The following is a 24049-nucleotide window of genomic DNA, read 5'->3' as shown; positions in this document are numbered from 1 at the left end:
GACGCTGGCGATCCCTGATCCATTCCATGCGTACCGAAAGCGGTGGATCGAAGAAGCAGCCATCCGCTTGATCCCCTACGCCAGAGCAGCGCGAAGGCGCGCAAGCAATGCCTGCCGGTCCGCCCGCGCCGCCAGTGCCTGATCCATGGTGACCTCCACGAATTGCGTCGGCGTATGCGGCTGCAGTTGGGCGATCAGATCCATGTCGGCCGAGATCACCGTTCCCAACATGAAATAGCCGCCGCCCGAGACGGCATCGCGATGCAGGATGATCGGCTCCGTTCCGCCGGGCACCTGGATGGAGCCATAGGGATAGCAGCTGTCTACGATATTCGACGGATCCGAGCCTGCGCCGAAGGGCTGCTTGCGCTCGACGAATTCAAGCTTGCGGCCGCCGCGGAAGCGATACCCCATGCGATCGGCTTCCGGCGCCACCTTCCACTGATCGGCAAAGAAGTTGCTCTTTGTCTGTTCGGTCAACCGATCCCAATAGAGCCCAGGCAAAACCCGGAGCTCGGCCGGCGTGCCGGGCTTGCGGCGCAGCTCTTCGGCAACGGATAGTCCCTCATTCGTCATGGAACCGGAACCGACGGGAAGCTCGTCTCCGGTGGCGATGGCCTTACCGTTAAGGCCACCGAGGGCACCGATCACATAGGTCGATCGGCTGCCGAGCGCTTCGGGAACATCGATGCCGCCGGACACCGCGATGCAGACCCGCGCCCCGGCCTTCAGAAAGTCGAAGCTTACGGTCTGCCCTGACCTGACCTTGAGCGCCGTCCATCCCGGCTGCAGCTCGCTATCGATCCTGACGGGCATGTCGGCGCCGGTAACGGCAATCAGCGCGTCGTGGAGAAATTCGAGCTTTGGCCCCATGAAAACAGCCTCGAGCCCGGCAGCACTCTCATGATTGCCGACGAGAAGATTTGCCGCCCGCATCGCATAGCGATCCATGGCGCCGCCTATGGGGATGCCGAGATGGAAATAACCGGGCCGTCCGAGATCCTGAATGGTGGTGGAAAGGCCGTGATGAAGAACCTTAATGGCCATGCAGCGCGTCCTCCAGCCTGGTGTTGTAACCGTCGATATCGGCCTGGTATTGCCTAAGATCGAAACTGACCTCGCGGATCGGTGGAGTGAAGCGACCCTTGTCGACGTCCTCGACTGCCTGGTCGTAGCCGTCGCGATCGATCGGCCGGAACTTCACAATGTCGCCGGGACGGAAGAACACCATGAAATCGCGGAGATAACTCGTCGCTTGCGTGGGATCGAAGATCGGCATCGGCGTGATGCCGAACATCTGATAGCCGCCAGCGCCGCGCACCGAATAGATGCAGCCGAAGCAGCCGCCGTGCCCAACGGTCAGCCGCGGCGTATCAGTGCGAGGGCGCAGATATTTCGGCACCTCGATCTGCCGTTGCCGCGCCACCATCTGATACATGAACGGCAGGCCCGCGACGAAGCCGACCATGGAGACGAACCAGGGCGAGCCGGCATGGGCTGAGATGAAGTCCTTCACCGCGTCATAGCCGTTGATCCTGGCGGCATAGTCGAGATCGGTGCCTGTTGGTTCCTGATGTCGCTCGCGGAAGCGCATCAGCGTCTCATGCGTCCAGGGATCATTGTAGAAAACCGGGATTTCGACGATGCGAGTGGTAATGACCGGCTCGGCCTTTTCGGCAGCGCCCTCGATTGCCTTGACCTCGCGCAAGAGATCGTCCGGCTTGATTATATCGGGATCGAACTTGATCTGGAAGGATGCGTTGGCAGGGCAGATCTCGGTGACACCTCGTATGGCGCTCTCACGCACCCCTCTCGACATCGACAGGCTCTTGAAGAAGGCTTCGAGCGACATCTCGTCGCTGCATTCGATAAAGAGATGCTCGTCACCTCCGAATGTAAAGCGAGCAGACATCAGGCAACCTCCGCCGAAATGCCGTCAACCGCGGCAAAATCGGTCTCCAGCCAGGACTCGAGAAAACGCGTATGGAATGCTCCCTTGCGCACCGACGGGTCGCTGGCGAGCGCGAGGTGCAGAGGGATCGTCGTCGGCAAGCCTTCAATCGTCAGATTGGAAAGGGCGGCAGCCAACCTGTCGAGGCAGGCATTGCGATCCTCGGCCCAGACGATCAGCTTGCCGAGCAGGGAATCGTAGAAGGGCGGCACGGTATAGCCTGCATAAAGCATCGTATCGAAACGGATGCCTTCTCCCTCCGGAATCGAGAGCCGCGTCACGGTGCCCGGCGCCGGCAGAAAGCCTTTGGCCGGGTCTTCGGCATTGATCCGGCACTCGATAGCATGACCGCGTGCCCGAATATCGGACTGCGACAGCGACAAGGGAGCGCCACTCGCCACCTTGAACATTTCCTGCACCAAATCGATGCCGGTAATCATTTCGGTTACCGGATGCTCGACCTGGATGCGGGTATTCACTTCGATGAAATAGAACTGCCTGCTATCCTCGTCGTAGAGATATTCGACCGTGCCCGCGCCGCGATAGCCGACTTCCGCGGCAAGCGCGACGGCGCTGGCGCAGAGGCGCTGCCTGATGTCATCAGGAAGAAGAAAAGCCTGCGCTTCCTCCCACACCTTCTGGCGGCGCCGCTGCAGCGAGCATTCGCGCTCGAAACAATGCACGAAGTTCCGCCCGTCGCCGAAAATCTGCACCTCGATATGCCGGGCGCGGGTGATGACCTTCTCCATGTAGAGGCCGCCATCGCCGAAAGCGGCCGCCGCCTCCGCCGAGGCAAGTGGAAACTGCTCTCGAAGTTCGGCCAGCGACTGAACGATGCGGATACCGCGCCCGCCGCCACCGGCTGCCGCCTTGATCATCACGGGAAAACCCGTGCGCTCGGCAATCGCCTCGGCGGCAGCAATATCCGCCACGCGGCCGTCACTTCCGGGAACTGTCGAAACACCCGCCCGTTTCGCAATTTCGCGGGCTGCCACCTTGTCGCCAAGCAGCCGGATGGCCTCGCCGCTCGGTCCGATGAAGATCATGCCCGCTGCCACCACGGCATCGGCGAAATCTCCATTCTCCGACAGAAACCCGTATCCCGGATGGACCGCATCGACACCAGCAGCCCGCGCGGCAGCGATGATGGCTTCGATGTTCAGGTAGGATTTCTTAGGAGCCGGCGAGCCGATATTGATCGCCTCGTCCGCGAGCTTGACCGCAAGCATGTCAGCATCCGCAGCGCTATAGACCTGCACGCTACGAATGCCGAGCGCCTTGGCTGCCCTGATGATCCTGACAGCGATTTCGCCGCGATTGGCAATGAGGACCGAGCGGATCGTCATGGATCCACCTCCGCGATGATTTGCCCGGCCATGACAGGCTCTTCATTGTCGACGAGGAAGGTGATGTTCTTGCCGTCGAGCCCGGCCGGAATCTGCTGGAAGGTTTTCATGACCTCGATAAGGCCGATCGTATCACTGGCGGCAACGGCATCGCCATCAGCCTTGAAGGGCGGCGTATCCGGAGAGGAAGCCCGGTAGAAGGTTCCAGGAAGGGGTGATCTGATCTCAAGCCTGCTCATGGGACCTCCGCGCTGCGTTGCTGTTCAAAATCTGTGAAACGGGTGCAACTTTTATGCCTTCGGCAATGAGGGCCTCGCGCATGTGGCGCACGATATCGAGCGCACCCAAAGTATCGGAGTGAAAACAGATGGAATCGAAGGCGATCGGAATATCTGCACCGCTGACGGTACGCACGACGCCTTCGGTGCAAGCTCTCACGACCTTGCGGGCAATTGCCTTTGGATCAGGGCGACCGGCGTCCCTGGTGAAGACGATCCAGCCCGTATCACCGTAGTCGCGATCGGCATAGAACTCGCGCACGACAGGTTGGCCCGCCTCCTGCGCAGCAAGGCAGGTTGCTGAGCCATCCATGCAGAACACAAACATGTTCGGTGCGACTGTGCGCATATATTGGATGAAGATCTGCGAGAGATCGGCGTTCGCCGCCAATTCCATATAGAGAGCGCCATGCGGCTTTACATGCTGGACGGGCACGCCATGGCGTCTGGCAAATTCGCGTAGCGCACCGACCTGATAGATCAGATCGTTGACGATCTCGCGGCTGGTGCCGTTGATCTTGCGTCGTCCGAAGCCCTGGAGATCGTTATAGCCGGGATGAGCTCCGACGCCGACGCCGTGGGCGGCGGCCATCCGCACGGTCTCATCCATCAGATTGGGATCGCCGGCGTGAAACCCGGTGGCAATATTGGCCGAACTGATGAGCGAGATAAGCTCCTCGTCATGCGCATCGCCGATCCGCCATCGACCGAAGGCCTCCCCCATGTCGCAATTGATATCGACAGCTTCTTTCAAATGCCTTCCCTCGCACCTGCATCCCAATCGGGACCGATATGTGAACGCTAGAGGCAAAGGCTGCCGTTGAAAAATACAATTTTTAAAGCCATGATATCTGATAAACTGATATCTATGCTTAAAATAGCATCAGAAAATATCTTGTAATATCAACTGCATATTAAAGTTGCGTACGGTTTTATCGAAAATCAGCTCGTTTTAGATCCATGAAATCTGAATCGCAGCAGATGTTTTCAGATAAATAGATGGGAAGAACCTCATGAGCTTGAGCCTGCGGCAGCTTCGCTACTTCGTCGCAACGGCGGAATATGGACAGATCTCGCATGCGGCCGTCAGCCTGTCGATCTCCCAATCTGCCGTCACTGCGGCGATCAAGGATCTCGAACTCACGGTCGGCGTCTCTCTGTTCAACCGCACGCCACAGGGCATGGACCTGACGACAGCAGGCCGGCAATTCCTGTCCCATGCCTATGAGATCCTGGCGAAGGTTGACGAGGCGACCCATCTCAACCTCGTCAGCAGCGACATCGAAGGCGAGCTCGTCGTCGCAGCGACCTACACCGTCATCGGCTATTTCCTGCCGATGCACATCGAGCGTATCCGCCGCCTCTATCCGAAGCTGAAAATCCAGCTCTACGAAGTCAATCGCGAGTCGATCGAAGAAGGCTTGCTGACCAATCGCTACGACATTTCGGTCTTGCTGACTTCCAACATCCTCAATCCGATGTTGACGACCGAGACGCTTCTAAGTTCGGTCAGGCGCCTCTGGTTGCCAGCCGGCCACGACCTGCAACGCCGCGACGGGATAGGTCTGCGTGAAATCGCCGAAGAGCCCTACATCATGCTGACGGTCGATGAGGCGGCACATTCTTCGTTGCGCTACTGGAGCCAGAGTTCCTATCAGCCCAAGGTGCTCCTGAGGACCAGTTCGATCGAGGCTGTCAGGTCGATGGTGGCAAACGGCCTCGGCGTCGCCATTTTGTCGGACATGGTGCACCGACCCTGGTCGCTGGAAGGAAGGCGCATCGAGACCGTCAACATACAGGACCCGGTTCCGCCCATGGATGTGGGACTCGCCTGGCGAGCCAATGTCGAGTTCAGCGCGCCCATGCTTGCCTTCCGCCGTTATTTCCAACAGGCCTATAGCCTGCCGGGTACGAACGCATAAATGCCTGGCAGATAAAACCAAAGCAGCGCATGGAATACCGCGACCTTTGAAGAAGCGAAACAAATTGGCTGTTATCAGAACAGAGAACATCTGTGCTTTTGAGAGGAGTCGAACCAACGACCTTTTCTGAAATTTATCTAACCTACTGAACCATATGCGTTTCGTGGGATAAGGTTCTACTATGGAACATCCTTTGGTAAGCGAGAGGCAGCAATTCATCTGGCCTGCGTCGAGGATCCCCGTCGTTCCGGGTTTAGGATTCCGCCGACAATCTGTAACCAACGCCACGAACACCGGACATCATTCCATGCGTGCCCGCCAGCTCAAACTTCTTGCGAAGTTTGCTGGCGTGACTGTCGACGGTGCGGTCGAGCGCATCGCTGCCCGGAGGCAGGCATCCACGAGTTCACCGCGTGTGAAAACCCTTGTGGGCGCCCTGGCCATATGGGCGAGTAGCCGGAACTCGGTAAGAGTGAGCGAGGCCGCAGTCAACCGCGGGCACCAAACGTTGGCATCAATCCACTAGCGGCGGGCTGCGATATGGAAGGTTGCCGATCTGATGGCTTCAACCTTGTTGCAAGTTTCATCATATTGTGACAATGTATATTTTGCAAAGATGTGAGCATAAAATATGCATCTCTGAGTTAACATTCATACTTTCTCATGAATAGTACTTGCAATAATCACACTAGGAGGGGAGTCTTTCATGGACAGGCATGATAAATCAGAAAATATCGGCCCGAGCCGGCGAGAATTTGTCGAAGGGTGTGGAAAATATGCGGTCGTGGCACCACCTGTTCTGACCTTCTTACTTTCAACCACACTGAGTTCGGGCGCGATCGCCAAATCCGGCCAAGGCAACAATGGCTACGGCAATGGCGGCGATGATGGCGTGCCGGGTAATTCCGGCAAGGAAGACATCGATCGCTGATCGATTTGCCCGGAACATGATACTGCTGCCGGGTAGGGACATTCTCATTGCGCAGTTGGGCGATGCTTTTGCCTTGTTCAACTGCCAAGAGCAGCGTTTATATGAAGTCGACAGTCTTGCGGCTTGGACCTGGCAGCAGGTTTCAAATTGTGCCGCGGGTATAGGCTGGAGCCAATTGTCGGCGCAATTTTCATCCGAATGCAAGCTGGCAAGGCCGGACGCCGAAGCCTTGCTCGATCGCTATGTCGGGCTCGGTATCCTTCACGTATGCCAGGGCTCGGCATCCATTTTCGCGGTTGCTCTGAATGACTCCAGATGGATGATCGAGTGTCCCGATGTCTTATCCGCAGAATTGAAGCAGCTCTTTCGCGGCATCGCCATTCCAATGGAGCCCGGATGCAGGCATGAACATCTCGTCATCAGGCTCAATGCGGATCGATATGAGCTGACTGCGGCCGGCAAAAGCATAGGCGTGGTCGGGCGGGCGGAAATTATCCCGACAATAAAAGCCTTTCTGACCGAGGCATTGCTGCAGACCGATTTCACGCTCGCGTTGCATGCGGCTCTTCTGCGGCTTGGAGACAGGCAATTGTTAATTGCCGGCGCCCCCGGAGCAGGCAAGACGACGCTCGCACTTGCCCTCTCGGCCGAGAATGGGTGCTCGCTGCTCGGCGATGATATCGTCATCGTTGACGAAAAGGGCGCGCTTCGAGGTATTCCGTTTCCGGCTGCCGTAAAAAGGGGAAGCTGGACCCTTTTGCAGACTTTCCAACCTGAAGTTGCGTCAAGCCCCACTTACGTTCGCTCCGACGGAAAAGAAGTCAGATTCATTCACGGCGATATCGATAGCGACCATATTGCGCCGGCTCGCTCGACGACAATGATCTTTCTGCGTCAGAATGTTGCGCGGCGACAATCATTGTCGAGGATGTCGCCTCTTCTGGCCTTTCAAAGATTGCTCACTGAAGCGGCTGCGCCCACTCGCCGGCTGACGGATCAGGCGTTCGCCGCGCTGAGCAAGGCCGTCAACATCTCCCGCGTATATGAAATGGAGGTCGGCCCGCTCGGGCAAGCCGTCGAGATCATACGGGATCTTTGACGCTCTTTGAGGCGCGGGTTCTGAGAGCTTTCTGTCCTTTGCGCATAATGCGTCCGGGCAGTTCGCTCCATGGCCCTCGAAATCGCCAGCGGATCTGCAAAATGCGGATGCCCCAAGCGGTGCGGCCGACGGCCTGAACGGCACCTCCCAGCAAGGGGTGATATTCCCGGGATCGCAGACCGTGATGCCACTTTATCCATGCTGGAATTGGCCTGTCTCGCACGATATCGGTTCCGAAAATCGAACGCAGCGCCAATAATTGTGTGTCCAGCATTGCTCGGCCTAAGGAGTCCGAGAGCAGGGCATCCAATTCATGCCAATCGATCCCTTTGGGCGCTTTTGCGAGCCGGTAAAGCTCGAAAAGATTTCGCAGGTCGATATGAAGAGCCCAAAGATGCCCGTCCTTCAGCATGTCGTGCACAATCCAGTGCTGGGCTTGAAGTGTCGGCGAAAGGATGCGTGCCTTTCCCGACCCGACACGGATTTCCTCGGAATGTTTCGAAAGGCGCGTGTCCGAAGGCCAATATTGCGGATATCTGCCTGGCGGATAATGCAGATCGACAGCCCCGACATCCTTGGATCTGCCCCAACCAAGGGCCTCGATCGGAAGATATCCAAGCTGAAGGAGGCACTTTTGCGCCAATTCCTTTTCATTGTCGGCAACGGTGACGTCGATGTCGCGTGTGATGCGATCCACGCACGTAAGTGCGAGGAGCGCTGTGCCTTTGTTGAGCGTCGGTACGATCCCTGCAACGTTCAACGCGACAACCAGCTCCTCCAGTTGCGCCAGCAGCCGTGCATTTCTCACCTTATTGCAGCGGTGGATGAAACCCAGGAACGAAAGCACGTCTTCCGGCAGGAGGTCTTGACGGTCGTTCGCCGATATGGCCGACCAAATTGCCGGCGTCAGCAAAGTATTGTTCGCAAGTGCCAATACCGCGTCCCAATCGGTCACACCCGATGGATCTCCTCGTAAGCAAGATGCGAGCTGCATGAAGCTTAATGTGGTCGATTTCATTTCTATTGTTCTGACATTCAGCCATATATCCAGTAATGGATCGGAATTTTTCTATAAAGTTCCCGATTTCGTTGTAGCATGCCCATATAAATTAAGGAACAATCCATTCGCGTGGAATATCGGCGAAGTTATTTCCATCAAAGAGCGCAGGTGCACGGATCAAATTTCAACAGTTTCCGCCTATGCAGCTGCGAGTGAAAACAGCTTGATTGATCATCGATGCCACACAAACATAACGCCACTCGCCGTCATCACATCGGCAAGATGAAGTTCAAGGTGACGAACTGGGCGGAGTATGATGCGGGTCTGCGTCAACGTGGCAGTCTGACCCTTTGAATAACGTCGGAGGCCGTTCAGGGTTGGGAGCGCGACGACGCAAGACAAGAGGAGGGTAGTCGCTTCCAGTAGTCACAGTTTGCTCTTGATGGGAATCGAACCGACGACCCCGTCTTTCATTGGCTATATTTGCCGCAAATTCTTCTTCGCGAGTAGCTGCTTGCTCTCCGGAAAAGCCGGCATGTGCCTCGGAAGCGAACCGCCAGCTGCCTGCAGACCCGGCCAGACCGATAACGATACGGAAGAACGGCACAGGTACGCGTGTGACAACCCGTTCGGTGGAGACGAGCCAGTGAACGAAGTGCATCACGATTGTGATGCTCCTCCCCCGTTGGAGGCTTCCTGAGCTCGCTCTCGACTGGCGCAGGAAGCCCGTGCTTTTTCATTTCGCGATATTGCGATCGAGGAAACTCCGGATCAACGGTGCCATCTCGTCCAGCTTGTCTTCAAGCGCAAAGTGGCCCGTATCAAGGAGATGGAACTCTGCTTCGGGAAGATCGCGAAGATAGGGATGCGCGCCCTCTTCCGGGAAGATCTTGTCGTTCTTGCCCCAGACGATCAGCGTCGGCGGCTTGCGGTCACGGAAGAACGCCTGGAACTGCGGATAGAGCGGCAGGTTGGTGCGGTAGTCGTAGAACAGGTCGAGCTGGATATCCTTGTTCCCCGGCCGGTCGAGCAGCGCCTGGTCGTGCACCCAGTTGTCGGGGCTGATGCGGGTCAGGTCCTTGACGCCATCGGTATATTGGAACTTGGTCGTCTCCAGCGCGACGAGCCCCGAGAGCGCTGCCCGATCCTTCTTCGCCCCCGACTTCCAGTAGGCGCGGATCGGGTTCCAGAAATCGCGAATGCCTTCGTCATAGGCATTGCCGTTCTGGACAATCAGTCCCGTGACGCGATCCGGATGCTTGAGCGCCAGCCGGTAGCCGACAGGTGCGCCATAATCCATGACATACATCGAATACTTGGCGGCACCGAGCTTGGTCAGCAACGTATCGACGATATCGGCATAGTGGCTGAAGGAATATTCGAACTTGGTGTGATCGGGTGCGTCGCTCTGACCGAAACCCGGATAGTCAGGGGCAATGACCCGGTAGCGGTCAGCGAGCAGCGGGATCAGGTTGCGGAACATGTGAGACGACGTCGGAAAGCCGTGAAGCAGGACGACGACTGGGCCGTCGGCTGGGCCGGCTTCGCGATAGAACACGTTCACGCCGTCGATCTTTACGGAGCGATAATGGACCGTCGCAGGTACTTGCTGAGCGATCGCAGGTGTTTCGGCGAAGACTCTGCTTGCGGGGGCGATAACAAAGATGCTGGCGGATGCGAGAAGCAGGGCGGCAAGGGTGCGGGACATTGTGGTTCTCCTCAATGGCGGGTGACAGGCTTATTGCCTGGAATCAACATCGCTCTTTCGGCGTAGAAGAAGAATGTTCGTATTGGACAAGGGATTATTACGTCTGGTGATATGAGTGGCCGGGTTGAGCGGTTATTTGGATGAACCGTGACAGTTGCGCCGGCGTTGGTGAACGTCCCTTTCGGCCAGATCGCAGCCAATGCGATCAGCTTGCCCATGCAACAATTGCGCTTAGTAATAACCGGGCTCTTATGTCCGCTCCAATGTTGATCCAGCACAAATCGGCGATGAGACCGGGCATTCAGCTCAGTTGGATTTAGGTCTATTCCGGTGACTTAAAGGGCTAATTGAGAAGCCTGTTCTCACGGAGGCTGGCCGAAGCCATATCAACAAACGTTCGAACCTTCGCAGGAGCATGCCGGCCCTCGGGATGCAGTATGTGAATGGGCATGGGCGGTTCTTCGTACTCGCTGAGCACGATCTGTAACTCTCCCGCCATCAATGCGGGCCCAATTTGGTAATGAAGCACTCTTGTGAGGCCCCATCCCTCGCGTGCTGAATGTATGACAGCTTCGTTGGTATTGCATTGCAGAACCGGCTCAACCGTCACACGCTGATCATCGGCAAACCGCCACTCAGGCGATGCCCAAGCTGCAGTCGATGCAGCAATGCGGTGGTCTTTGAGATCGGCCGGCGATTTCGGGACACCGTAGCGTTCGAAGTACTTGGGCGAGCCACACATCACGCGACGAACAGTTCCCACCTTGACAGCGGTAAGGCCTGAATCCGGGAGATGACCAATGCGAATGGCCACATCAATGCCTTCATCCACGATATTAACTGGCCGATCGACGAAAAGCGTCTTCGCCTTCACCGTGGAGTATGTGTCGAGATAGCGCGTGACGATCGGAAGCACATACATCTGACCAAATAAAACTGATGCTGTAATGTAGAGAGTCCCCGTCGGCGTGGCGTACGAACCACCGGCCGCCGCTTCCGCCTCTGCTATATCTGCCAGGATCCGGCGGCAATCGTCAAAATAACGCGCTCCGGCCTCGGTCATCTTCACCGAGCGGGTTGTTCGGACAAAGAGACGAGCTCCGATCAGGTCTTCCAGAGACGCGACTGCACGAGTGACAGCCGGGGCGCTCATGAACATCTGGCGAGCGGTATCTGCGAAACTTTCGGTTTCAGCAACCTTCACGAAAATCCGCATTGCCTGCCAACGGTCCATCCACTCCCCCAAAGCACTCGGTTTTCCAATACTTTAAGTGCTCGAAACCCAAGCCTCAAGGGGCATCATGCCGAATATCAAGGTTGATTACGTTAGCGCGGATGGCTTGCGCAATGCGTTCTATTTCCGCACAGGCTTCCACGGAAAGGCCAGCGTATGATGCGCGCTGGCGGCTTTCCTGGCAGGCATCCAGCACAAGCGAGATCGCCACCGAGATCTTGAAATCGAAGCTGGAACCGCGCCTTGCAACGTCCATCTCAGCGCCAGTCATGCCGGGGGCACGACCGGCTTCCTCCTGCTTCCCGAGTAAGGGCTGGCCCGCACTGGTTCCGGCAAGAGCAAGCTCTATTGAAAGCCTCACCCGTGGATCAATTGACGAGCCGACCATTTTCAATCTCCCCGATGTGCGGGCTAAAATCCAAAATCGCTCAACCCCGGATGGCCGTCCGGCCGGCGGCCAAGCGGCCAACGAGACTTGCGATCCGCTTCAGCGATCGGTCATTGGCCGCCAGCTTGTGGCAATCTCTGTGGCGAGAAGACGGTCCGCCGCTTGCTGCCAGGTCCCCGTCATCAGGGAACTCGGCGACCAGCCATCCTTCTGAAAAGCCCATCTCGAAGCCAGTGCATTGCGGCGACGAACGAGACGTGTCGGCTTGAATGTCCAAAAGCGCTCAGCGCCCCGGAAGGCGGCGATCTCGGGCGAGTCGAAAATGACTTCGGCTTTTCCCGTCATCTGCAGCATATCGCCCGTTTTGAAATCCACGAACAGAAGTCCCGCCTTTCCGTTCAGCAGGATGTTGCCGAGCGTCGCGAAGAAGAGATTTCCATCGAAGTCGGGGATCGTCAGGATGCCGTCGTCACCGACGCGAACAAATCCGGCGTTTCCACCGCGATGTGAGACGTCCACTTGGCGCCGGTCTTCGCGATCGACGTAGGAGGCAACGAAAAACGTGTCAGCTTCTCGAATAACCGTGCGTGCCTGATCATCAAGTGCAGGCAGCTCCTCAATTTCACCTTGAAACAAGGTTCCCGGCTGGCGTTCGAACGCGAAGTCGCGCAGCTGAATGTAGCGCGGGCAATTTCCGAAGCTCTGGTCAACATCGACGCGGAAACCGCCATCGATCGTCGAGACAAAACCATTCATGCGGTTGCGGCGACGCGTGTGCATCTCGATACCGAGAAGACCAATCGGCAAGCCCTCGGCCAGTCCTTCGCTTGCTGGGTCGCTCGGATCTCGGGTCGCGGCAATGTCCAAAACGACGGGAGAGGGTGACGACATGAAACCCGGCTGGCCTTCGACAAAAGTCGCCCAGGCGTCACCGGCTCGATCGACGCTGCCAAGAACGATGAAAGGCAGTTGGGCGTAGAAGTCTCGATGCTGGTCGGGCATGAAATCGCGAACGACGCGCTGGCCCACAGCGGCCATGCGTTCCTTTACGCCGAGCTTTTCCTGGATAAAGGTCTCGCCTTCATGCCACGCCGGCAGTTTTTTAAGCTTCATGGACATCTGCATTCTCCAGAAAAAGAGGCCGAGAGCGTGCGAGGTGCCGCACGCCCTATCGAGGTTCAGGCGGCAAGACCGACGGGCGTTTTGACGAAGTCGACGAAACCCGGAAGCTGCTCGACGCGAGCCAGCAAAGCATTGATGGAGGGATAGGCGCTAAGGTCGACATTGCCTTCCGGAGCGCGCGCGACATAGCTGTAGATCGCGACATCGGCGATCGTCGGGCCGTTGCCCACCAGCCATTCCCGCCCTTGCAGCTGGCTCTCGATCCGGCCAAGGATGGTGTGTGCACGGCCAATGACCTCTTCCGGATTGAACTTGGCACCGAAGACCGTCACCAGACGAGCGGCTGCCGGACCGTAGGCGATCTCACCGGCTGCAACCGAAAGCCACCGCTGAACGTCGGCCGCTCCTTTTGCATCTTCAGGAAGCCATGCCGCCTGACCTGCCTTCTTGGCGACGTAGACTAGGATCGCGTTGGAATCCGAAATGAAGACATCGCCATCCGCCAGAACCGGGACCTGCCCGAAGGGATTCATTTTCAGGAAGTCGGGCTGCTTGTGAGCGCCAGCCTTCAGATCGACCTCGACCAGCTCGTGCGGAAGTCCGATCAGTGAAAGGAAGAGCCTGGCGCGATGCGAGTGGCCCGACAACGGATGGTGATAAAGTTTCATATGGTCGCTCCTGATTTAAAACCGGGTCCATTCCCGATCCGTGAGCACAGGATGCAACGAGCGATCGGCCAGCTGAATATTCATGTTTGACATTGGACCGTTACGCTGCATGAAACAGTGGCGGAACCGCCGAGATGACAGGTGGGTTTCGCACCAACCCTGATGAGCGATCCCCTAAATTGAAGAAGGTCTCTCAACGTCCATTTTTTCCCGCAGCGCCTTGATCAAGTCGACGAAGTGCCGGAGTTTCGCCGGGATGTTCCGTCTTCCCGGATAGTAGAGACACAGCCCCGGGTATGGCGGGGTCCAATCGGCGAGGACTTGCTCCAGCCTTCCAGCGGCCACATCGTCGGCGATCTGCCATTCGTTCAGATAGGCAAGTCCGGCTCCATCGCGGGCCGCCCGGAGCATCAAATCGCTGTCATCAAGCGTGAGCTTGCCCGGAACGTCGAGCGCGAAAGTCTCCCCCCTTCGCTCGAACTCCCAGCGGTAGATCGCGCCGCTCGCCATTCGGGCGCGGATACAATGGTGATCGTGAAGGTCAACCGGAACCTGTGGCTTTCCATAGCGTCGGAAGTATTCGACCGATCCGACAATGGCAGGGCGGATGCTGTCGCCGATCGGAACGACCACCATGTCAGGGGGAACGGCCTCCCGGATCCTTATTCCGGCATCGAAGCCCTTTGCGTTGACGTCGACCAGCGCGCCCTCGGTGACGATCTCCACCGACATCAGCGGGTTCCGGCGCATGTATTCCAGGATCAGCGGCGCTAGGATCATCCGGATCGCACCGACCGAGGCGTTGATGCGCAAGGTGCCCGTCGCTTCCGCTCGGTGCTCGTCGACATGCTCGACGGCGCTACGGATCGCCTCCAACGCCGGACCGACGCTTGCTACGAACTGTTCGCCTGCTGCTGAAAGGACCACGCTCCGCGTCGAGCGATTGAATAGTCTGACACCCATGCGCGTCTCCAGCACGGCGATCTGCTGGCTGAGAGATGATGAGGAAATTCCCAGTTCGCGAGCCGCAGCTCGAAAACCACCTTGGGAAGAAACGGCGAGGACCGCCTCGAGTTCGGCAAGAGAGCCACGCATCATTGTCCGTAATTTCCTATCAGCCTGAGCACTTTTGGCCAGCTTATCAGGACAATCCCGAAATGCCAGATATGCCTCAACAGTCAAAAGGAGTTAGAAATGCGCGACATCGACAAAATCTATATCGACGGCCAGTTCGTCACGCCGCAGGGGAACGAGACGGCCGATCTCCACAATCCGTCCACGGAAGAGAAGATCGGCAGGGTCCGCCTCGGCGGTCTCCAAGACGCGCAGGAGGCCGTTGCGGCGGCGAAACGTGCTTTCCCCGCGTTTTCACATACGACGAAGGGCGAGCGCATCGACATGCTGAAGCGGTTGAATGCCGCTGTTGCCGCCCGCGTCTCCGATCTCACCGAAGCGATGGCGCTCGAATACGGCGCTCCGCAGACTTTCACGCGTTTCGCCGTTCCCCATGCTGCTTCGAGCTTTCTCACCATGGCGAACGTTCTGGAGGGCTACGAGTTCGAGCGCCGTATGGGTCGAGCGCGCGTGGTCATGCAGCCGGTCGGTGTCGCCGCCGCCATCACGCCATGGAACAGCAACATCGGCTTCATCACCTCGAAGCTCGCAACCGCCATCGCCGCCGGCTCGACCATCGTCATCAAACCGAGCGAGATGAGCGCGATACAGACGCAGGTCCTGGTCGAATGCCTGCATGAAGCGGGGTTGCCGAAAGGCGTGTTCAACATCGTCAACGGGCTCGGCAATGTCGTCGGCGCGGAACTCAGCCGGCATCCGGATATCGCGAAGGTGACCTTCACCGGATCCACTGCGGTCGGCCGGGAAATCCTGCGTAGCGCGGCCGACACCTTCAAGCGCGTCACGCTGGAGCTTGGCGGCAAGGGTCCGAACATCATTCTCGACGACGCCGATCTCGATGTGGCCATCCCCGCCGTACTGCGGATGGGCTTCATCAACAGCGGCCAGTCCTGCATCGCCGGCACCCGCGTTCTGGTTCCGAACCGTCGGCTAGATGAAGTGCTGGCCAGGCTGAAGCAGGAGACTGAGAGGTTCAAGGTCGGCGCTCCCGATGATCCGGACGCGATGATCGGGCCAATGGTCAGTCAGAAGCAGTACGACCGCGTCCAGTCCTATATCGAGCTGGGGACACGAGAAGGCGCCAGCCTCCTGACGGGCGGTCTTGGACGGCCTAGCGGACTGGATCGTGGCTGGTTCGCGAAGCCGACCATATTCACGAATGTCGACGCCCGGATGCGCATTGCGCGCGAAGAGATATTCGGTCCGGTCCTTTCGGTTATCGCCTATAGCGACGAGGGCGAGGCAGTGTCCATCGCGAACGACACCCAGTACGGGCTTCAGGCCTATCTTCACGGCACCGACGCCGCACGCATGCAGACGCTCGCGGATCGACTGGAGTGCGGCCGCGTGGTCGTCAATGGCGCGCCGCACGAGCCGCTCGCTCCCTTCGGCGGCTTCAAGCAGTCGGGTATCGGTCGCGAGTATGGCGTGTTCGGCCTCGAGGCGTTCCTGGAACCGAAAGCCGTTATCGCCTGATAAGAACGGGATCGTCAGCCTGGCCTGCGGAGATTCCGTCGAGTAGGCCGAGACGACTCCGTCGCGGGCCAGACAAATAATCGCGACGTCGATGTTGACGGAGATGTCGACGTCTACGATGCGATCGACGCCGTGGCCGCCGGTCGCCGATCGTATGCCTCGAGCGACATCCTCTTCGTGCCGGTTGAGCACAAGATCGGCCCCGACCGCTCGCGCGACCTCAGCCTGCTCCTCGCGGCTCACCGTCGCCGCCACCAACGCCCCTGCCCATTTCGCAAGAAGGATCGCCGCATTGCCGACGGCACCTGCTCCTCCCTGGACAAGGACCCGCTTGTCCCGCAGGTCTCCGTCGGCGAACAGGCAGCGATGCGCGGTCATCGCTGGCGCACCGAGCGACGCTCCGATCTCGAAGGACACGTTGCCGGCCAGCCTGACGGCCTGCACGGAGGGCACGACGACGAATTCCGCCGCGGCCCCGAACGCGCGGCCCCATTGCGCCATGTAGATCCAGACCCTTTCGCCGAGCAGTGTCTGGGGCACGCCCTGACATCACCTAACAGGCTCCTTCAGCAAGATCCGCTCACCGGACGCTCACGGGCATCGCGCGAAATCTACGTTAGGGCCATCGCGTCGGAGAGACGCGAAATCGCTTTATTCAATGTCGGTCGGTCCTGGGCGAACTGGTTCAGGGTTGGGAGGAAGATCGATGACGTATTCTTCGGCAACAGATATTTGACAGCCGTCGACAATGTACCGCTGGGGCCGACATCGACGAACATGCAATCCTGCCGGGACACAAGTTGTGCGATGGTCGATTGGAAATCCACCGGCTCCCGGATAACCTCCCAAAGATGCATTTCATCGACATCGGCGATCCCCTGCCCTTTCTGTGCGGAAATTATGGGGATCCTTGGCCGCGCATAATCGAACGATCCCGACATCTGCAGGAAAAACGGCCTCAACGGCTCGATCACGGGCGAATGAAACGCGAAATTGACCGCCAGTCGCTGCGTAACGATACCGAAGCTGCCGAGATGGGCCTGCAGTTTCGCGATCTCTCCCTCCAGTCCGCTGACAACAAAATTGGTGTCGAAGTTCCTGCCGGATATGCTGCAACGGGCAAAAGCGTCGGGGTGATCGTCAATCATCCCTTCATTGCCAAGGATGGCCAACATTCCCCCTGCCGGGCTTTTCTTCTTCAGCAATTGTGCGAATTCCGTCGCGAGCCGTATCCCCTGCTCCAATGACAGGACTTCGGCAACGACGCAGGCTGCCAGTTCGCCCAGACTGTAGCCCAAGAGATAATCGGGACATATGCCGGCCTCCTGCAGAAGCTTGGCCAGACAGAATTCGATGGAAAGCAGCGCCGGATTGGTCAGGAGAATATCGTCGAACCTGTCCATCCGGTCGTGCCCACCGTAAAGCGTTGCCGTCAGCGACTGACCTGTCGCATCCTTGACCAGGACATCGCAATAATCCATCCACAGCCTGAACCGGGGATGATGATCATAGAGCTCGCGGCCCATTTGAAAATATTGCGAGCCCTGGCCTGAAAACATAAAAATGATCGGCCTTCGCATGACGCCCTCGGATTGACCTATGCGCGCACCGGTACGACTTCGTTCAAATCGAAATAGCCGTTATAGCCTTTCATGTAGATTGCCGCGCGATGGCCGAAGAGGACAATGGCTTCCGTCCGCGTCTCGAGCTCATCATAGTCATGGAGCGTGCAGCGGACCTTCGTGCCGACGGGATGCTTCGCATTCCAGGCGTTGACGATATCGCTCGCGGCGAGCGGAGGACGATTGTCCGCCATGTGGGCGACGTGAGCTGCCGGAACCGGCTTATTCGTGTTTTCAGCCCGATAGTCGATGACCAAGCCGGTGTCCTTCGGAATATGGCGAAGCATCTTGGTCAGCACCTCACCATGCCCGATTTCCTCGAATGTCATCTCGTCGCCGGCGTTGCCGTGCGCCATCAGATATTGGATGCTGTCACACCACAGCACGCTGCCGGCAAGCTGAGCCGCCAGGGTGTCGGCAACGCTTTCATTCCTATAGGGCCTGGCCGTGACGTTAGCGATGACCGGGATAGCCAAGGGCGAGAATGTAAACCCGTCCAGGAACCGCCTGAACTCTTCGCTGCTCGGCTTCATCAAGCGCGAATGAAATGCGCCGCTGGTATTGAGCGGATGATACATCATGCTTCCCTGCTGGAAGAACGCCTGCGCCCGTTCGATTTCGTCCGCCCCGCCGGAGATGACGATCTGCTGGGGAGTATTGCAGTTCGCGACATCGATGTTGTGCAGCGCATTGTCCCTGAGAATGGCGGCGACCTCCGCCTTCGTGGCGTTCAAAATGGCCGCCATGCGGCCTTCCGGTGCCTGAGCCATCAGCTCGCCGCGCTTCTTGACCAGCTTCAAGCCGGTTTCGAAATCGAAGCAATCCGCCGCCAGAAGCGCATTATATTCCCCTAGGCTGTGGCCCGCGACATAATCGGGCTTACGTCCTGTTTCCTCCAGCTTCCGATAGTAAGACAGAGCATTGACAACATAGAGTGCGGGCTGGGTGAACTGCGTCTGGTTCAGTTCGCGATTGGGATTTTCCAGACACAGCGCCTTGACGGAGTAGCCGAGAATATCGTCGGCCTTTTGTGTCAGCTCCCTGAATGCATCAAAGAGTTCGCCACCCATTCCTTTGGCCTGCGATCCCTGACCGGGGAATATAAATGTCTTCATGTGATGCTCCTGCTGAATATATCCGAATGAATTCACTCACTGCTCGTAGATGCAGAGCAGCTGCTTTCTTGAAATATGCTGCTCTGAAGGATAGCCGAACGCGTTGTTGATATATTCGATGTCATCGACAACGACGCCGCGATTGAGATGGCTATGACCGTAAACATGCAAATGCCTGCGCGCGCCCAGCCTGCGGCACTGCCTGTCCAGTGCCGCACTGCCCAAAGCTGGGTAGATGTAGCGGTAATGCGCCGGGATATAGTCCGGCATCAAATCGATGCGCGGCACGAAATGTGAAAACGAGATGACCACGTCGTTCTGAACCGACAGCACCGGTTGATTGAGATCCAGGAAATGCCGAGTGATATCGTCGGCCGTCATCCCGTCCGGCCAGCGGCAAGCCTGGAAATCGACCCAGCTTTGCAGCAATTGCTCGCTCGGCGGCCCGAAGGAGTAATCGTACCAGCCCAGCAACGGCACAATCGACAGAGGTCCATAATGATAGGCCTCCATGCATATCCGATGATCCCTGGCGAGCTGGCCTATGAGCTGAAACTTCTCGATGGATGTCATGCCCTGGTTCCGGCTGACCCACAGGTCGTGATTGCCGGGCACGAAGAACACTTTCAGGAACTTGCGTTGCAGCAAAATGAAGCACCATTCGATAAGCCGCGTTTCATCTGAGATATCGCCAGCAAGGATGAGTATATCGGACCGGTAGTCGGCATCGGACAGGTTCGAGAGCCAAAGCCTGTTCTCTTCATAGTCGAGATGGATATCGGACAATGCAAACACCCGCATCTCTCTATCGCTCACGCTCTATCAAACGATGGGACACACAAGGATTTTTCATGCCGTGGCTTTCGAATATGCTTCCTGGTTCGCAATTTGAAACAGCGTCACGACCCTTTTGCTTGCAAGAATCCTGAACTGTCCGGAGAAAACCGTTCCTGCCGCGAAAAGCGTTCCGAGCTGCTGGTTTAGCGCGAAGAGAACCCTCCCCTGCTCCCAATCGATATGCGTGAGGGAAATGGCTGGAAAATCGAAATAGAATTTGAGGTGGGGATAGGCCGCTTTGAAAAAGCTTTCCTTCAGTGAAAAGATGAGCGTGAAAACGATATCCGGCCGCGGAGATTGCGCAAGCAGGACCATCTCGTTCTGATTGACCACCGCGCTCTGAATATTGTTGCGCGTCTCTTCAGCCACAATGTCCTCGACGTCGAGCCCTATGGCAAACAGATCGTCGGTTCTTGCTGTCACCGCTACGGCGTAAGCGTGACAATGGCTGATCGATCCGACGATACCCGCCGGCCAGACCGGACTGCGACCCTCGCCGATACCAATAATTCCATCCGGGATATTCCAGGGCGCCAGCGACCGATGAGCGCAATAGCGGCCAGCTATGAATTCCGACTTTCGCTTCACCACGGCGTTCTGAATGAATGTCCGATAGCCGTCGTTCACACGGGCAATAAGTGCGTCCGAATAGTGATCGGCATCGAAATCGGTTTGGAAGATCGACAGTGCGCGATTGGCAAACCACGATACCGGATTGGCATTGGAAAGAAATTTATCCATGCAGCATTTCCTGAACACTGGACATGAGGAGTGCCTCACTCTGGTCTGGATGGATGAACAGATGATCGCCCGGGAAAACCGGTATCGAGAACGAACCGGTGGTGAGCGCTTTCCAGGCCTGCATGTCACTATACGAAACCTGCCGATCATTTTCTCCATGGCATGCCACGATCGGCACCGAGAGGGGGGCGACCGCGGCCGGATCTAAGGTGCTCACCGTCCGCATGATCGAGACAATGGTGTGCAATTGAGCCGCGATGAAGTCCGGGGGCAGATCGATCAATCCCATCTGCGCCGTTCTGCGATGATGCAACGCTATGATTTTCGCAACGAGCGCATCGTTGGCCGGGTCGAGCACTTCGTTCAAGGTCGGAATATGATGAATTCCGCCTTTCTCGTAATCCTGCGCGGCTGCCCTGATCACCGGATTGGGCGTGATCGTCGGCGCGGTGAAGGCGCTAGCGATCAGCTTTTGAGGCAAGGGCATCCTAGTCTTTTGCAGGTACAGCGCCCACGCATAGGCTATCAGCGCACCCGAGCTATGCCCGAACAGGGCGAAGGGATGGTCGAGTTCGGCCCCCAGAATTTCGGTCAATGTTTCAGCGATTTCGGCAGCTGATTCAATAGGGCGCTCGTCGATCCGATCGCCATGCCCGGGCATTTCGACCGGCACGACCTGGATATGATCGGGGAATTGCGCGACCCAGTTCTTGAATATGATAGGCGAGGAAAGATGCCCATAGGGAAAGCAATAAAGACGCAATCCAGACGTCTTATCGGCCCTGCCGCGCAGCCATTTTTGCCTGTCTCGGGAATAGGGTTTCAGCGTCCGCCGCACCTGATGAACATATTGGTCGTAATGCGAAAAATTTTCGGCCCGGACCAACTCAGGACCATGTTCCTCGCCCACATCGCCGATCATGCCCAGCAAGTCGCCGACGGTGACGTTAAACAAATCATGAACCGGCTTGCTAATGCTGTCCATCATCGCCCGGATGCGCATCATCATCAGGGAATCCATTCCCAGTTCGGGCAAAGGTACGTTGCGCCTTACCTTTTCGGGGCTCGTATCCAACCTGTCGGCAATGAAATGAAGCAACGCCTTCGATCCGGTCTCCTGAAGCAGCTCTTCCGATGGAGCATGCATTTCAGCCCTATGCGCTATTTTCTGCAGCCGTGCGGCTTCGCAGTCGATACGGACATGACTGTCTGAATCATAAACCGTCCAGGACGTGAAGAAATGACTGGCCTCGGGATCACCGACCGACAGCAACCGATTACGCAGGCTGTATGTCTGATTCCCGCCGAGCGGTCCGTAGATGGTGATGCCCTTCAAAGCCGTCGTCATGTAAGGGGCATTGGCCGCATCGAGCATCATGAAAGCGGGCTGTACGACGGCGTCGAGAAATCCGGGATGGGCACCCAACCGGTAAGCAGCGGGATCGAAGCTGAGCGACAGGGCAGAGTATGCAGCAGAGGCGTTGACACGGCTGTTTTCGATCGCCCGCACAAATCCCTTGCCCGGCATTCCCATGGCTTCGTAGCGCCGGTAGAACTCATCGCCCTCCAGTCTCTTTTCCACCAGTCCGTCCGCGTTCGCATCGACGAAAGACCGCGGAAGCGCATCGATTTTCGGATCGACCGTGGCCTGCGCAGCCAATACCCATCCAGCACCCTCCGTTGCATACTTGAAATAGATATCCGCCTGATAAAAGCGGCTGTCTGACGATCTGACGACGATCTGGATGTCGGTGCTTACCTGCTTCGAAATCTGCAACGGCTGCAGGAAGGCCAGATGATCGATAAGGATGGCCCGATTGTTGAAGTAATCCGCAAAGACCTTGTAGAGGGCTTCGATATAGAAGCCGATATGAAAATTTCCCGTATCCTCGATACCGGCCAGCTCCCATCTATCGATATTAAACGAGGCACGAAAAAGATCGGTTGGCGAGTCGATCCGCTGATAGCTCAGGAAACCTTGCTTCGTCTTCGAAGCCTCGCCGCGCGTCGATAATTGCGGAGCGATCGAGCGATCCGTCCAATAGGAATCGAGAGTGAAATCGAAAAGCGGATAAGCGGCCAGCAAATCCGTCTGTGCACCCGCGGTACTTGCCGGAGCGCTCGCCAGAAGGGTAAATCCATTCAAGCCGCCGAAGCCGAAGGAACTGACGCCGGCCATCCGCACATCTGCAGCCCATTCGACCGGCTGTTCCGGCAGCAGAAATGCATAATCATCCATCTTCAACAGCGGATTCACGCGGTTCAGATGATTGTTTCCCGGGATCAGGCCGTGATGAATACACAGCGACGCCTTGATGATGCTGGCGATGCCTGCCGCCGGCTCCAGATGACCGATGTTCGTTTTAAGGCAGCCGAGGACACAGGGCGCGTGCGGATCTCTATGCTTGCCGACGACGTTGCCGAGCGCTTCGATCTCGACAGGATCGCCCAGAAAGGTTCCGGTCCCATGGGTTTCAACGTAGCCCAGCGCTTCGGGGCGGATGCTGACTTCAGCACAGGCTTCCTTGATGACCGCCTCCTGAGCCAGGCCGTTGGGTGCAGTCAGCCCGTTGCTTCTGCCATCATGATTGACCTTGGAGTTCTTGATGACCGAGTAGATCTTTCTATCGGAATGTCTCTCATCGGCCAAACGCTGTAATACGATGACGCCCACGCCTTCGCCCGGCACATAACCATTCGCCCGCTCGTCGAAAGTCTTGCACCGCCCGTCCGGCGACAGCATGTTCGCATGTTGTAATAGCTTGGTGGCTTCCATGTTGAGGTTGAGGCTCACCGCGCCCACCAGCGCGAAATCGATCCGCCCATCGTTCAGATAGCGGCAAGCGATGTCCAGGCCAGCGAGGGAGGATGAGCAGGCCGTATCGACGACAAGACTCGGTCCCTCAAGGTCATAGTGATAGGAAATTCTGTTGGCCGAGATCGAGCCGGCGTTCCCCGTTGCCATGAACAGGCTGTTTTCGGGGTTGTGCTGACGGTCCATGGCCAGATACTGGCTCGGATAGTGGGAGATGAAGACGCCGGTGTTCTTGAAATTGGCATGTTTCAAGATGCCGGCATCGATCAGGGCCTGATGCGCATTCATCAGCAGCAGGCGCTGCTGCGGATCCATGCATTTGGCTTCCCTGGGGGAAATGTTGAACAAGGCGGGATCGAACAAATCGATATCTTCGAGATACCCGCCATGGATTTTCTCGATATCCAAACCAAGATCGCGCTCGTCCAGATCAAGTAAGGCAAGCCTTGAACGAGGATAATGGCTGACGGCATCGAAACGATCCAGTAGCCGGTTCCAGAATTGCGGCAGATTGGCCGCGCCGGGAAACTGGCACGCCATGCCGATGATGGCGATGTCGCGATTGTTCTCCTTCGGACCGGATGCCAATGCTTCCAGCCGGGCATTCAGATGATTGATCGTGACGAGCGCGTCTTGCAGTAATCTATCTTGATCCATGATAC

General features: G+C 57.4%; 20 protein-coding genes and 5 pseudogenes. 5 read left to right on the top strand and 20 right to left on the bottom strand.

Annotated features, from left to right (window positions below; all coding sequences use genetic code 11):
* Positions 1-75: 75 nt before the first annotated feature.
* From AC13RE_RS14195 to AC13RE_RS14175, 5 genes are read right to left on the bottom strand one after another with little or no spacing between them, the layout of a single operon-like run.
* Positions 76-1047, bottom strand: a complete 972-nt coding sequence (locus AC13RE_RS14195) for a 5-oxoprolinase subunit C family protein (RefSeq protein WP_488563382.1) — start codon at positions 1045-1047, stop codon at positions 76-78.
* Entirely contained in the window at positions 1037-1912 is an 876-nt protein-coding gene (locus AC13RE_RS14190; protein ID WP_488563381.1) for a 5-oxoprolinase subunit B family protein, read from the bottom strand. Before AC13RE_RS14190 ends, AC13RE_RS14195 begins: the two co-directional genes overlap by 11 nt.
* The gene (locus tag AC13RE_RS14185) at positions 1912-3297 is read right to left on the bottom strand and encodes an acetyl-CoA carboxylase biotin carboxylase subunit (RefSeq protein WP_488563380.1); all 1386 of its coding nucleotides are present in this window, start codon (positions 3295-3297) and stop codon (positions 1912-1914) included. Before AC13RE_RS14185 ends, AC13RE_RS14190 begins: the two co-directional genes overlap by 1 nt.
* Positions 3294-3536 (bottom strand): acetyl-CoA carboxylase, encoded by a 243-nt coding sequence (locus tag AC13RE_RS14180; RefSeq protein ID WP_112339376.1) that lies wholly within the window; start codon positions 3534-3536, stop codon positions 3294-3296. The genes AC13RE_RS14185 and AC13RE_RS14180 overlap by 4 nt, the downstream gene beginning before the upstream one ends.
* Entirely contained in the window at positions 3523-4329 is an 807-nt protein-coding gene (locus tag AC13RE_RS14175; RefSeq protein ID WP_488563379.1) for a 5-oxoprolinase subunit PxpA, read from the bottom strand. The genes AC13RE_RS14180 and AC13RE_RS14175 overlap by 14 nt, the downstream gene beginning before the upstream one ends.
* A gap of 259 nt (positions 4330-4588) precedes the next feature.
* Here AC13RE_RS14175 and AC13RE_RS14170 point away from each other — a divergent pair, with 259 nt between their 5' ends.
* Positions 4589-5497, top strand: a complete 909-nt coding sequence (locus tag AC13RE_RS14170; protein WP_488563378.1) for a LysR family transcriptional regulator — start codon at positions 4589-4591, stop codon at positions 5495-5497.
* 253 nt (positions 5498-5750) lie between these two features.
* Here AC13RE_RS14170 and AC13RE_RS14165 read toward each other — a convergent pair.
* Positions 5751-5974, bottom strand: a pseudogene (locus tag AC13RE_RS14165) (winged helix-turn-helix domain-containing protein); the annotation flags it as partial.
* A 229-nt stretch (positions 5975-6203) separates the two neighbouring features.
* Here AC13RE_RS14165 and AC13RE_RS14160 point away from each other — a divergent pair.
* Together AC13RE_RS14160 and AC13RE_RS14155 are read left to right on the top strand one after the other, a co-directional pair.
* On the top strand, positions 6204-6428 hold the full coding sequence (locus tag AC13RE_RS14160; RefSeq protein WP_132721204.1) for a hypothetical protein: 225 nt from the start codon (positions 6204-6206) through the stop codon (positions 6426-6428).
* A gap of 175 nt (positions 6429-6603) precedes the next feature.
* The gene (locus AC13RE_RS14155; RefSeq protein ID WP_488563377.1) at positions 6604-7527 is read left to right on the top strand and encodes a transporter; all 924 of its coding nucleotides are present in this window, start codon (positions 6604-6606) and stop codon (positions 7525-7527) included.
* Here AC13RE_RS14155 and AC13RE_RS14150 read toward each other — a convergent pair.
* Positions 7511-8545, bottom strand: coding sequence for a nucleotidyltransferase family protein (locus AC13RE_RS14150; protein WP_488563376.1), 1035 nt, complete (start codon positions 8543-8545; stop codon positions 7511-7513). The two genes, AC13RE_RS14155 and AC13RE_RS14150, sit on opposite strands and share 17 nt — an antisense overlap.
* Before the next feature lie 219 nt (positions 8546-8764).
* On the opposite strand from AC13RE_RS14150, the pseudogene AC13RE_RS14145 reads away from it, so the two are divergent.
* Positions 8765-8878, top strand: a pseudogene (locus tag AC13RE_RS14145) (IS5/IS1182 family transposase); the annotation flags it as partial.
* 385 nt (positions 8879-9263) lie between these two features.
* Here the strand turns inward: AC13RE_RS14145 and AC13RE_RS14140 are convergent.
* The 7 genes and pseudogenes from AC13RE_RS14140 to AC13RE_RS14110 all read right to left on the bottom strand — a co-directional run bounded on the left by AC13RE_RS14140 (position 9264) and on the right by AC13RE_RS14110 (position 14742).
* The gene (locus tag AC13RE_RS14140) at positions 9264-10235 is read right to left on the bottom strand and encodes an alpha/beta fold hydrolase (RefSeq protein WP_488563375.1); all 972 of its coding nucleotides are present in this window, start codon (positions 10233-10235) and stop codon (positions 9264-9266) included.
* Between the two features lie 343 nt (positions 10236-10578).
* Positions 10579-11469: a LysR family transcriptional regulator gene (locus AC13RE_RS14135; RefSeq protein ID WP_488563374.1), complete on the bottom strand. Its 891-nt coding sequence runs from the start codon at positions 11467-11469 to the stop codon at positions 10579-10581.
* 55 nt (positions 11470-11524) lie between these two features.
* Positions 11525-11857, bottom strand: coding sequence for a hypothetical protein (locus AC13RE_RS14130; RefSeq protein WP_488563373.1), 333 nt, complete (start codon positions 11855-11857; stop codon positions 11525-11527).
* Between the two features lie 23 nt (positions 11858-11880).
* Positions 11881-11967 (bottom strand): annotated as a pseudogene (locus AC13RE_RS14125) (DUF1348 domain-containing protein); the annotation flags it as partial.
* A pseudogene (locus AC13RE_RS14120) lies at positions 11966-12976 on the bottom strand (FAD-binding oxidoreductase); the annotation flags it as partial. The pseudogenes AC13RE_RS14120 and AC13RE_RS14125, both read right to left, overlap by 2 nt.
* Before the next feature lie 59 nt (positions 12977-13035).
* Complete coding sequence (locus AC13RE_RS14115; protein WP_488563372.1) at positions 13036-13647, bottom strand: glutathione S-transferase family protein; 612 nt, start codon at positions 13645-13647, stop codon at positions 13036-13038.
* Between the two features lie 174 nt (positions 13648-13821).
* Complete coding sequence (locus tag AC13RE_RS14110; protein WP_488563522.1) at positions 13822-14742, bottom strand: LysR family transcriptional regulator; 921 nt, start codon at positions 14740-14742, stop codon at positions 13822-13824.
* A 99-nt stretch (positions 14743-14841) separates the two neighbouring features.
* Here AC13RE_RS14110 and AC13RE_RS14105 point away from each other — a divergent pair, with 99 nt between their 5' ends.
* Positions 14842-16257 carry an aldehyde dehydrogenase family protein gene (locus AC13RE_RS14105; protein WP_488563371.1) on the top strand — a complete coding sequence of 472 codons (1416 nt, stop codon included), beginning with the start codon at positions 14842-14844 and terminating at the stop codon, positions 16255-16257.
* Positions 16258-16344: 87 nt separating this feature from the next.
* On the opposite strand, the pseudogene AC13RE_RS14100 reads toward AC13RE_RS14105, so the two are convergent.
* The 6 genes and pseudogenes from AC13RE_RS14100 to AC13RE_RS14075 all read right to left on the bottom strand — a co-directional run.
* Positions 16345-16635, bottom strand: a pseudogene (locus AC13RE_RS14100) (zinc-binding dehydrogenase); the annotation flags it as partial.
* A gap of 233 nt (positions 16636-16868) precedes the next feature.
* Positions 16869-17816 carry an acyltransferase domain-containing protein gene (locus AC13RE_RS14095; protein ID WP_488563370.1) on the bottom strand — a complete coding sequence of 316 codons (948 nt, stop codon included), beginning with the start codon at positions 17814-17816 and terminating at the stop codon, positions 16869-16871.
* Positions 17817-17854: 38 nt separating this feature from the next.
* Positions 17855-18994: an ACP S-malonyltransferase gene (fabD, locus tag AC13RE_RS14090; protein WP_488563369.1), complete on the bottom strand. Its 1140-nt coding sequence runs from the start codon at positions 18992-18994 to the stop codon at positions 17855-17857.
* 36 nt (positions 18995-19030) lie between these two features.
* Entirely contained in the window at positions 19031-19795 is a 765-nt protein-coding gene (locus AC13RE_RS14085; RefSeq protein ID WP_488563521.1) for a metallophosphoesterase, read from the bottom strand.
* A 48-nt stretch (positions 19796-19843) separates the two neighbouring features.
* Entirely contained in the window at positions 19844-20572 is a 729-nt protein-coding gene (locus tag AC13RE_RS14080) for a 4'-phosphopantetheinyl transferase superfamily protein (protein WP_132721182.1), read from the bottom strand.
* Complete coding sequence (locus AC13RE_RS14075) at positions 20565-24044, bottom strand: alpha/beta fold hydrolase (protein ID WP_488563368.1); 3480 nt, start codon at positions 24042-24044, stop codon at positions 20565-20567. Before AC13RE_RS14075 ends, AC13RE_RS14080 begins: the two co-directional genes overlap by 8 nt.
* Positions 24045-24049: the final 5 nt, after the last annotated feature.

The sequence above is a fragment of the Martinezella sp. CNPSo 3959 genome, assembly GCF_057784355.1.
The sequence above is the reverse complement of the archived record's forward strand: the minus strand, read 5'-3'. Positions and strand labels throughout refer to the sequence as shown.